Below are 9007 nucleotides of genomic sequence, written 5' to 3'. Positions count from 1 at the left end.
ACCATAAACAGCTATTTCACCTCCTAGTCTATCTTTAGCTCTTAAGGATTTACCATAAGCTAATTCAACTACATCACATAGCTTACATATTTCCCAACCTTCAGGAATTAAACCTAATTCAGACTTAACCATTTTTACCTGTTCGTGACCAGGAAAACGGAATTTAACAAACCACTCTTGATAGAGAGTTTGTGCCATTGATTCTAATATTTTGATGCGTCTAGTGTTGTTTTCGATTAGGTCGTCGTAGGCTGAGAGTATAGAAGCGATTTTATGTTGCGTAGAAATAGGTGGTAAATCTATAGGAAAATTTTGTAGTCTATCCGTTTGTAATCTTTTAGTACCATGCGCTGCTTCATCTGCTATTCCAAGAATTTCGTATGACTTACCTTTAAGCCAATGAAACAAATATGTTGAGTCAATTTTAGAAGAACATTCTAAAGCTTTTAAATCCTGATTAAATGCTAATGTACGTTTTGTCATAGCAACAGGAAAATGTTGTGCCAAAATCATACCTCGAACAACAATTAGAATAGTTCCTTCAGGTACTAATTGCGTTCCATTCCTTGAACCAATATCAGTTATATAATCCTGTGAATCATACAAGTAATCTACTTTCATGTCTTTGCATGAAATCCAAGGTATTTTACCATTCCAATACTCAGGCTTTTTCTTAGATGGAGTTCCTCCAGATAAAAATGTGACGCAATCCCCTAATCGGTAAGTTTTCCAATTCATAGTTTAGAGAGTATTTTTTTCTAGCAACTTATTAACATTCTCAGCAATTCTTTCTTCCAACTCCCTCGCTTCACTATTCAAAATCTCCAACTCTTCATTCAACTCTTCCAAACGTTCAGCAAAATCAAAATCTTCCTGTTCTTTTTCTGCTACCCCTACATATCTTCCAGGGTTCAAGCTCCATCCTTGCTCTTTAATCTGGTCGATAGTAGCTACATTACATAAACCAGCTACATCAATCTTATCCACATTGAAGGGTGGATTTGCCATTACAAAGTCAAACTTATTTATTCCTTTGTGAATATCTTCGTAGTAACTATTACCTTCTCTGATATCCCCCGATAAACCATTAACTGCTATGTTCATCTTGCATAGCCGTACAGTCTCGTTTACCTTTTCCTGTCCATAAATACTAATTTCAGCACTAGGATTTTTCTGATGCCTAGCTACAAAAGAAGCACTTTGAACAAACATACCACCCGAACCACAGGCAGGGTCATAAATACGTCCGTGATAGGGTTCTAGTATTTCTACAATCAATTTAACTATAGAAGTAGGGGTGAAAAACTCTCCTCCCTTTTGCCCTTCACTCATGGCAAACTTACCGAGGAAGTATTCATATATCTTCCCGAAAGCATCACCCTCTAAATCTGTATCGATATCTATCTGGTTAAAACTCTTGAGTAGTTCGACTAACAAGCTATTCTCAAAGCGATTATAAGTCTGAGGGAAAATGTTACTTAATTCCTCATTTTCAGCCTCAATAGCTTTCATTGACTCATTTATAGCCTTTCCTGTATCCTCACTCTCTGGAAGGTTAACCAGATAAGAAAAACGGGCTATATCGGGTAAATACATCACCCCTTTGGCTTGATAGTCTGCTTTAGAAACACCACGCCTGCTACTGCCTTTGCTCTTTAATTCCTGTTCTGCTTTAGTAAATCTGTAATCAGCGTAGCGCAGGAAGATTAACCCCAGTACGGGTACAGAATACTCTGAAGACTTCAGCTTAGAGTTTGCCCTCAACTCATCGGCTGCATCCCATAAGCGTTTTTCTAAATCAGTGGTGTTGGCTGGCATAAGGTGTTAACTACAATCATCAAGCTTTTTGATTGTATGTCTTATTTACAGCTATGACACCAGATATTTCAACGAACTTTAGAAACACAAATAAGAAATGGGCATCCTAATTTTATGAGACAACCATATATAAGATATCTCTATTCATGTCCATACAAAAATATTCAGTTAATCAACATCCCGTTCAAACTTTACTGTCTTGGATTAGTTCAGGAGAAATCGCTATACCTGAAATTCAGCAACCTTTTGTATGGAATGCTAGTAAAGTACGTGACCTGATTGATTCTTTGTATCAAGGTTATCCAGTAGGTTATCTAATTGCATGGCGTAACCCTACTGTCAAATTAAAAGATGGTACTTCATCTAGTGGAAAAAAAAATACTAATAGATGGACAACAGCGTGTTACTGCTTTGATGGCTGCTGTTTTAGGAAAATATGTAATCAACAAAGACTATAGAAGAGTACGTATAACAATTGCTTTTCATCCTCAAGACAGGAGGTTTGAAGTTTCTAATACTGCAATTAGCAGAGATAAATCCTGGATTGTAGATATAGCCCAAGTGTTTACTGCTGACTTCAAAACTATCAAATTTGTCAACGATTATTGTACAAAGAACGAAGACGCAGACCAAGACGAGATTTTTGAAAGCATTGATTTGTTAAAAGGAATAGCTAACAACCATATCGGTTTAATAGAACTTAATTCAGATTTAGATATCGAAACCATTACAGAAATTTTCATCCGTATTAACTCACAAGGAGCAAGACTAAGCCAAGCAGACTTTGCGATGTCCAAGATTGCTGCTAATGAAACTTATAGCGGTAATTTACTAAGAAAGTGTATTGATTACTTCTGTCATTTAGCAGTTGCCCCTGAGTTTTATCAACAGCTAGCAGAAATAGATTTAGACTTTTCGGCTACAGAATACTTTCAGAAAATGTCATGGCTAAAATCCGTGAATGATGATTTGTATGCCCCCTCTTATACTGATATGCTGCGTGTGGCTTTTACTTCAGAGTTCAAGCGAGGAAGGTTGGAAGATTTAGTAGCTTTACTTTCAGGTAGAAATTTTGAAACTAGAAGTTATACCATTTCTCTATGAAGTTGCACTAAATAAAGCTGAGATGATATAGTCCCATCCACAAATTGAAGCAATTGCTTCAGACGAAATTGAATTAAGAACCTGCTTCAATTTGGCTCTTAATTGGTCTAAACTCGGGCAATATTCCCAGGATAATTGGCTTTTAATGTGTTCCCAAAGACGTTCAATTGGGTTAAGCTCAGGACTAGAAGGTGGTTGAATAATTTTTCCGGTTAAGGTTTTAAGCCCTAGACGAGTTTCATCTTGACACCAATAATGAACTGGTTGACCTGTTCGCAAATGCCGTAACAATATTTGAATTAAATCTGGCAGTTTTTTTTAAAAGAATCCATAACTTCTGGTTTGGCTTTAGCACTACGTGGACGTGGTACTTTCAGGGTCGCCTTCAGTTTGTAGCGAACAATTTTGTGTACAGTTTTATAGGCAAGTTGGACTTTCCACTCTTGAGTTAGCCAATCTTGAATTTGGCTATAGCTCTTGAATCCTTGAGGCATCTTAAGACGCTCTTCTAACTGCTTCATTACTTGAGCGGAAATAATACTTTCTTTGCCTGGAGGGGTTTTGACTTCTAATAAAGCGGATATACCACCCTGAGCATATTTTCTTAGCCACCGATAGATTGTCGATTCGTCTCGTCCTAATCGCTGGGATAGTTTTTTCCTCGTCCCAACTGTTTTGGTTTTTAACCAATACAGCATTTGTATTCTTTCTTTGGTGCTAGAAGTTATTGCATGGTGTAGTCGGTGTTTAAGTTCTTCTACACTTTCTTTGATTTCTACTGGAAATTTATTTCCCATATCTGTGCATTTTGTCACCACCTTTAATTTAATGCATCTTCATGGAGAATTGGTATTACAGAGCAACAAGTGAGAGAAATTAAGTTATTGATAGCAGCTAAATCTCTTAGCCTCAAACAGATTGCAAATCAGTATCACGTAGGACGCTCCACTATCGGCTCTATCAAGTCTGGTAGAAACTGGAGCTATATTTTAGTTAAGTAAAAAATCTGGGCAAAACCAGGGCATTATACAACAGTAAACACTCACCCTAGATAAGTTTAGTAAAGCTAATTAATTGATATAGTTTTGTTGTGGAGTTTTGTGTTGAACCTGCGACATCCTGCTCCCAAAGCAGGCGCGCTACCAAGCTGCGCTACATCCCGTTGATGACTTTTTTAATCTAGTCCTGAATCAATATAACATAAATACTTGTGAATAGGGAATTACGGAGCAAACAGGGATTTAGGAGTTTAGTAAATAGGTAAAATTTTTTTATCTATTGAGTCACACAATTGTGTTCAATTAAACTTAAATAAAGCTTTCTCTCTAAAAATTGGTGCGAAATTGGTGCGCTCCACACCAAATCGCTCAAAGCTATGTATATCAATCACGAAGAGAGAAAAGCCAAGATTGGAAAAATCAGTGTATCTGTATCCAGAGACAATTCAATCAAACTCAGGTTCACTTATCCAAAAGGCAAAAGAAACGACATCAATATCTCAACCAATACTGACGAAGGTTGGGTAAATGCTCTTAGAATTGCACAAGCTATTAATGCTGATATTGAATTAGGACATTTTGATGATACCCTTGCCAAGTACAGTCCAAGACGTTCACAAACTTTAGAACTTGCCTGCCGAGAACTAAACCTATTAGAAATATGGGAACGATACAAAGATCTAAACAAAGATAGAATTGCAGCTACATCTCAGGCCTACTGGTGGAAAGATGTTGATAGGTATTTAAGCCAAACTCCAAGAGATTTGCTGTCACTAGACAAAGCACAAGAGTTTCTACAATATCTTCAAACTAAGTACGCTGCTTCTACTATAAATACTTTGTTTAGGTCTTTTCTTCATCCTGCTATTAATAGCGGAATCCAAGGCGAGTTAGTTGAATCTAATCCTTTTTATAAACTAACTTTCCCAAAACAGGTTAAGAAACCTATCCAATGCTATGAACCTGAAGAGATAAAGCTAATACTTGATGCCTTTGCTAAGGATATTTACAATCCAAAATCTAGTAGGTACAAACATTCTTACTACTATCCTTATGTTTCTTTCCTGAGTCTTGTTGGCTGTCGCCCAGAAGAAGCCTTAGCACTTGTCAAGGAAGATATTAGAGTAAAAGGTGACAGAACCTATATTCGATTTAACAAAAGCTATAGCAAAGGTATTCTACTACCACATACCAAGACTCATGAGATAAGGCTTTTTCCTGTTAACGAGCAATTAAAGGCTTTACTAAACGTAGTACAGAAAGAACAAAATCTTTTATTTCCTGCCGTTGGTGGTGGCTATATAAATCATCATCGCTGGCGTGAAAGCAATTGGCGTAAAGTTATTAATGGATTAGTTGATGACGGGTTGATAGAGTCATACCTTAAACCCTATTCATTACGCCATTCCTTTATCACTCGTTTAGTCAGAGAAGGGGTAGATATAGCAACGATAGGAAGAATATCAGGTAACTCACCTGAGACTATCATCAAGCATTACTTAGCTGCCAAACAAGACTTTAACCTACCAGAACTCTAATTAACCAACAGAGGGGAGTATGTCAACCCTCTACAGTTGTTATAGAAACCTCTCGTAATTGTTTATGAACCTCTCGTAATTGTTCCTCAACTTGTCTTAGTTGAGATTTCAAAGTAATCTGTCTGGAATTAAGCTTATCTTTTAGATCGCACAACCTAGTATGAATAGACGAGACAGAGCGTTCTTGCAACTTGTATAGTTCTTGTTGTATTTGTGTTTCCTGACTATTAGAAAACTCCGCAAAGTCTGGAGACAAATTAGGGTCGGGCTGAGAAAGAGTAGGTAGCTCTTCTACAGCAGGTCTTGAATTTTCCAATTCATAAGCGTGTAACTCTTGTTCGGCTTCTAAGGTACTCACGTATGGTTGAAGCCCTTCATTTTCCATTGCAGGATGTCGATAGTTATTATTCATTCTTATTAATTTATTTATTCTCTCGTAAATATTGGTAGATATATCTTCTTAATGAACTCGCTGGAGTATCTCCACACTGTTCACATTTAGCAGCAAAAGCTTCTTTAACACTTATAGGAACATTAACTCCTACTTGAATAGTGTCTTCTCGTCCTGGTGTTTTAGTTCTATATGTCATAACTTATAATTTATTACTTAATACTTTTATCTTAACTTTAATTATTATTAAATAATAGGCATTAATTATAATGTGCATATTTTTAGCAATAAAAAATACTTATACTGGTAAGTGACAAACAAAATAGTATAAGTATTTTTTAAAATTATGTATCTACATTATAACGAATTAAAAAACCTTTTAGTAATCAAAGAAGAGAACAAAACCTTATTTAGGCAGCAAACAGACACAGAAAAAGCATCATTAAAAGAAGCATTGTTGTTTCACAAAAAATTATTAAGTCCTCTAGTAATATGTGAAAATATTTTAGGATTAGTATTAGTTGATGGTCATCATCGCTGGAACTTGCTCCCTGAAATAATAGAAGAATGTCCTGAATTTGATTTAAATATTCCACTTGTAAAAATCGAACCAAGTGAAGCTATAGCCGAAATGATGAGGACGCAATTAGGTCGCCGTAATCTATCTACAAGTGAAATAACACAATATGTTGATTATCTTGTTATAGAGGAGGGACTAACTAAAACTGAAGCAATTCAACAAACTGCTGAAGACTTAGACTTATCTGTTAATAAAGTAAAAAATAGTGTCTATCCTGATAGGAAAAAACAAGCACAATAATATTCTAAAAACTATTCTAAAAACGAAGAGCCTAAATTAGATGAATCTTTGCCGATATCGGCACAGTATCCGCCTAAATTAGATGTAAGAAATGTAGGCTCTAAAATCTCTACCCTTAATAACTTAATTGAAAGTGAAACCAATACTCCCGACACTCCCAATACTCCTAAACAAAGAATAAATAATGTAGATAATACTCGTAATAGAACTCCAGAAGAATTACAAGAGATTGAAGATAGATATTCTTATAATCTAAATGAGAAAGGAGAAACAATAGTTAGTTATATTCCACTCGCATCTAATGAACTAGAGAGATTAAATAATTTAAAAGAAAGCACTATTAATGAAATACGGAATGATCTATGTTTTTATAAAGAAACAGCTCTCTATAGTGAAATTGTAAATCTACTAAATACTTTAGATGAAAGAGTAAAACAATTAAGTTAAAATTTATATTGTTTTTTACTAAAATTTTCTATTCCTATTTTTCAGATCCACTTGTAAAACTTTCCTATACATATACATAGGAAAGTTTTTTAATTTTAAGAATTTTCTAATTCGCACTAGAAGTTTATTTTTTGAGGCTCGGATAAAAAACCCTTTTTATAGGTAAGTGGTATAGCCCCCGCTACCTGCCTTTTTTCGTAAACACTTTTCAAAATCTAAACAATAGGAACAAAACAAATGTTAGATAAATTAAAAACCGCGTTAGCTCCCAGATGGACTGAGTATGTGGCTAATGTTAAACGTCGCAGCGTTGAATCAGATGCTTATCTTAAAGAAGCTTTAGAACAATATAGACGTGATAAATATAATCACGAAGAATTCTCTTCACTAATGAGACGAGCTAAATCTTGTGAAAGCATAGGGAATGTTCATAGAGCTGAAGAGCTAAAAGAACAAGCGAATAAATTCCGCCCTAGTAAATAAATAAATTGTCGAGTATTTGCTCTCGACGTTAAATAAGTAGCTTACTCCTAATTAAAAAACATTCACACATAGACTCTTTGATTACAAAAGCTTAGTAATCAAGGGGTCTTTTTTATTAACTAATAAACAAAAGGAAATAAACAATCATGACTAACTTAAACTCTGCCGAATTAAACACTCTTATCAACAAAATAAACGCCAACACTAACACTCAAGGAGAACAAACAATGTCTGAAGTAAATAATGTAAATAATGAATTAGAAACTAACTGGCAACATATCATTGATGGACTTAAAATCTGGGCCTTCTGGGTTGGAATAAGTGGGTATGCTGGTTTTATAACAAGCGGAGGAAATGGAATGAACATCTATGCCTCTGAAGTAACCAGAGGTAGTTATCAAGATGGAAGTTTCTATCCTGGTCATGCAAAACTAGCTGGACTAAAGTTCATGTTGCAGGCATCTTATCCTGTAACATTAATTGCGTTTGTTGCTTCACCTCTCGTAGCTAATTTATTTCCACGCACTATTGCAACTTTTATCAATGGTGTGCTTGGGATTAAAGAAGTTGACTTCTATGATCGCAAAGCTCAATTAGCATTTGTTATGAAAGATGCTAAAGAAAGCTTAGTTAGAGACTATGCAGGAGTATATATTGCTCCGAACCAATCCCTAACTTTCAAGGGGCAAGACATCGCCGACAATGACAGCGAAGTTGCTGTAGTATTTAGTGATGTAAATCCTCTAGTAATCAGTGAAGGTGAAGCATTAAACACTGAGATCCGCACAATTAAATGTAGCTTCAGAACTAAAGCTATCGTAGTTGATTATAACTATAAATAAAGCTCGTGGACAGTGGTTCAAAGGCATGGCAACTCGTAATGACGCTGTTGTTATTGAAGGTTCTGAAGCTGGCACTTTCGCACCAGTGAAAGCGGATGTTATCTTCTGTCGTAATTCTGACAAAAACCGCAAGATAACTTTAATCCGTATGTGGGCAAATGCGAGAGGACACAAGATTGCTTTATGTAAAGACGGTAGCTTCTGTTTCCTTCAAGTAAAAGAAGGATTAGTTGAGAAAGGAAAAGTTATTGACTTCGATGCGGTTCTTGAAGAAATTAACACTAAACTAGTGAAATCCCTAAATGTTTCTTTAGAGACAACCCAAGCTGAATTAAGCAAATTTAAAGGTGCTAAACCTAAAGCTTTCGATGGCGTTAAAGAAACTAAATTAGAAGGCGATAAAATTCGTCTTAAAAATATGTGAGGAGTTTAACATACAGAAAGTTAAAATTTAATATAAATATCTCGTTATATATTATTGCTTCTTAATTGGCGAAAATATAGGGTTCATGCGATATGAGGCAGTGAGACGCTGAATGCTTTACTATATATAAATTATAGCTCTT

12 protein-coding genes and 1 pseudogene are annotated in these 9007 nt (G+C 35.4%); 7 read left to right on the top strand and 6 right to left on the bottom strand.

Features of this window, described 5'->3' with window-relative positions; genetic code table 11:
• Positions 1–738 (bottom strand): restriction endonuclease subunit S (locus C7B62_RS26350; RefSeq protein ID WP_199194329.1); only part of this gene is annotated, 738 nt, incomplete at its 3' end.
• A 3-nt stretch (positions 739–741) separates the two neighbouring features.
• Positions 742–1818, bottom strand: a complete 1077-nt coding sequence (locus tag C7B62_RS22440; protein ID WP_106242658.1) for a class I SAM-dependent DNA methyltransferase — start codon at positions 1816–1818, stop codon at positions 742–744.
• 146 nt (positions 1819–1964) lie between these two features.
• Here C7B62_RS22440 and C7B62_RS22435 point away from each other — a divergent pair.
• Positions 1965–2907 (top strand): annotated as a pseudogene (locus C7B62_RS22435) (DUF262 domain-containing protein); the annotation flags it as partial.
• Positions 2908–2916: 9 nt separating this feature from the next.
• Here the strand turns inward: C7B62_RS22435 and C7B62_RS26340 are convergent.
• Both C7B62_RS26340 and C7B62_RS26335 read right to left on the bottom strand, forming a co-directional pair.
• Positions 2917–3213 (bottom strand): hypothetical protein, encoded by a 297-nt coding sequence (locus C7B62_RS26340; RefSeq protein ID WP_199194326.1) that lies wholly within the window; start codon positions 3211–3213, stop codon positions 2917–2919.
• Positions 3214–3221: 8 nt separating this feature from the next.
• Positions 3222–3719 carry a helix-turn-helix domain-containing protein gene (locus C7B62_RS26335; protein WP_199194325.1) on the bottom strand — a complete coding sequence of 166 codons (498 nt, stop codon included), beginning with the start codon at positions 3717–3719 and terminating at the stop codon, positions 3222–3224.
• A gap of 578 nt (positions 3720–4297) precedes the next feature.
• Here C7B62_RS26335 and C7B62_RS22425 point away from each other — a divergent pair.
• Positions 4298–5458, top strand: coding sequence for a tyrosine-type recombinase/integrase (locus C7B62_RS22425; RefSeq protein ID WP_106242655.1), 1161 nt, complete (start codon positions 4298–4300; stop codon positions 5456–5458).
• A gap of 22 nt (positions 5459–5480) precedes the next feature.
• Here C7B62_RS22425 and C7B62_RS22420 read toward each other — a convergent pair whose 3' ends face one another.
• Positions 5481–5870, bottom strand: coding sequence for a hypothetical protein (locus tag C7B62_RS22420; protein ID WP_106242652.1), 390 nt, complete (start codon positions 5868–5870; stop codon positions 5481–5483).
• Positions 5871–5880: 10 nt separating this feature from the next.
• Entirely contained in the window at positions 5881–6048 is a 168-nt protein-coding gene (locus C7B62_RS25885) for a hypothetical protein (protein WP_158260730.1), read from the bottom strand.
• A gap of 147 nt (positions 6049–6195) precedes the next feature.
• Between C7B62_RS25885 and C7B62_RS22415 the strand changes: the two genes are divergently transcribed.
• The 5 genes from C7B62_RS22415 to C7B62_RS22395 all read left to right on the top strand — a co-directional run bounded on the left by C7B62_RS22415 (position 6196) and on the right by C7B62_RS22395 (position 8865).
• On the top strand, positions 6196–6669 hold the full coding sequence (locus C7B62_RS22415; RefSeq protein ID WP_106242650.1) for a hypothetical protein: 474 nt from the start codon (positions 6196–6198) through the stop codon (positions 6667–6669).
• Between the two features lie 48 nt (positions 6670–6717).
• Complete coding sequence (locus C7B62_RS22410; protein ID WP_106242647.1) at positions 6718–7116, top strand: hypothetical protein; 399 nt, start codon at positions 6718–6720, stop codon at positions 7114–7116.
• A 237-nt stretch (positions 7117–7353) separates the two neighbouring features.
• Positions 7354–7599, top strand: coding sequence for a hypothetical protein (locus tag C7B62_RS22405; protein WP_106242643.1), 246 nt, complete (start codon positions 7354–7356; stop codon positions 7597–7599).
• Between the two features lie 146 nt (positions 7600–7745).
• Positions 7746–8441 carry a hypothetical protein gene (locus C7B62_RS22400; RefSeq protein WP_106242638.1) on the top strand — a complete coding sequence of 232 codons (696 nt, stop codon included), beginning with the start codon at positions 7746–7748 and terminating at the stop codon, positions 8439–8441.
• A 25-nt stretch (positions 8442–8466) separates the two neighbouring features.
• Entirely contained in the window at positions 8467–8865 is a 399-nt protein-coding gene (locus C7B62_RS22395; RefSeq protein ID WP_146132179.1) for a hypothetical protein, read from the top strand.
• Positions 8866–9007: the final 142 nt, after the last annotated feature.

This window comes from Pleurocapsa sp. CCALA 161 (assembly GCF_003003995.1).
In the GTDB taxonomy this organism is placed as follows: Bacteria; Cyanobacteriota; Cyanobacteriia; order Cyanobacteriales; family Xenococcaceae; genus Waterburya.
This window is presented reverse-complemented; position numbering and strand designations above follow the sequence as displayed.

What these genes read in the sequence shown, in the direction of transcription:
- C7B62_RS22440 (WP_106242658.1), bottom strand. Translation starts at nt 1,818, where the DNA reads ATGCCAGCCAACACCACTGATTTAGAAAAACGCTTATGGGATGCAGCC.
- C7B62_RS26335 (WP_199194325.1), bottom strand. Translation starts at nt 3,719, where the DNA reads ATGGGAAATAAATTTCCAGTAGAAATCAAAGAAAGTGTAGAAGAACTT.
- C7B62_RS22425 (WP_106242655.1), top strand. Translation starts at nt 4,298, where the DNA reads ATGTATATCAATCACGAAGAGAGAAAAGCCAAGATTGGAAAAATCAGT.
- C7B62_RS22420 (WP_106242652.1), bottom strand. Translation starts at nt 5,870, where the DNA reads ATGAATAATAACTATCGACATCCTGCAATGGAAAATGAAGGGCTTCAA.
- C7B62_RS25885 (WP_158260730.1), bottom strand. Translation starts at nt 6,048, where the DNA reads ATGACATATAGAACTAAAACACCAGGACGAGAAGACACTATTCAAGTA.
- C7B62_RS22415 (WP_106242650.1), top strand. Translation starts at nt 6,196, where the DNA reads ATGTATCTACATTATAACGAATTAAAAAACCTTTTAGTAATCAAAGAA.
- C7B62_RS22405 (WP_106242643.1), top strand. Translation starts at nt 7,354, where the DNA reads ATGTTAGATAAATTAAAAACCGCGTTAGCTCCCAGATGGACTGAGTAT.
- C7B62_RS22400 (WP_106242638.1), top strand. Translation starts at nt 7,746, where the DNA reads ATGACTAACTTAAACTCTGCCGAATTAAACACTCTTATCAACAAAATA.
- C7B62_RS22395 (WP_146132179.1), top strand. Translation starts at nt 8,467, where the DNA reads ATGGCAACTCGTAATGACGCTGTTGTTATTGAAGGTTCTGAAGCTGGC.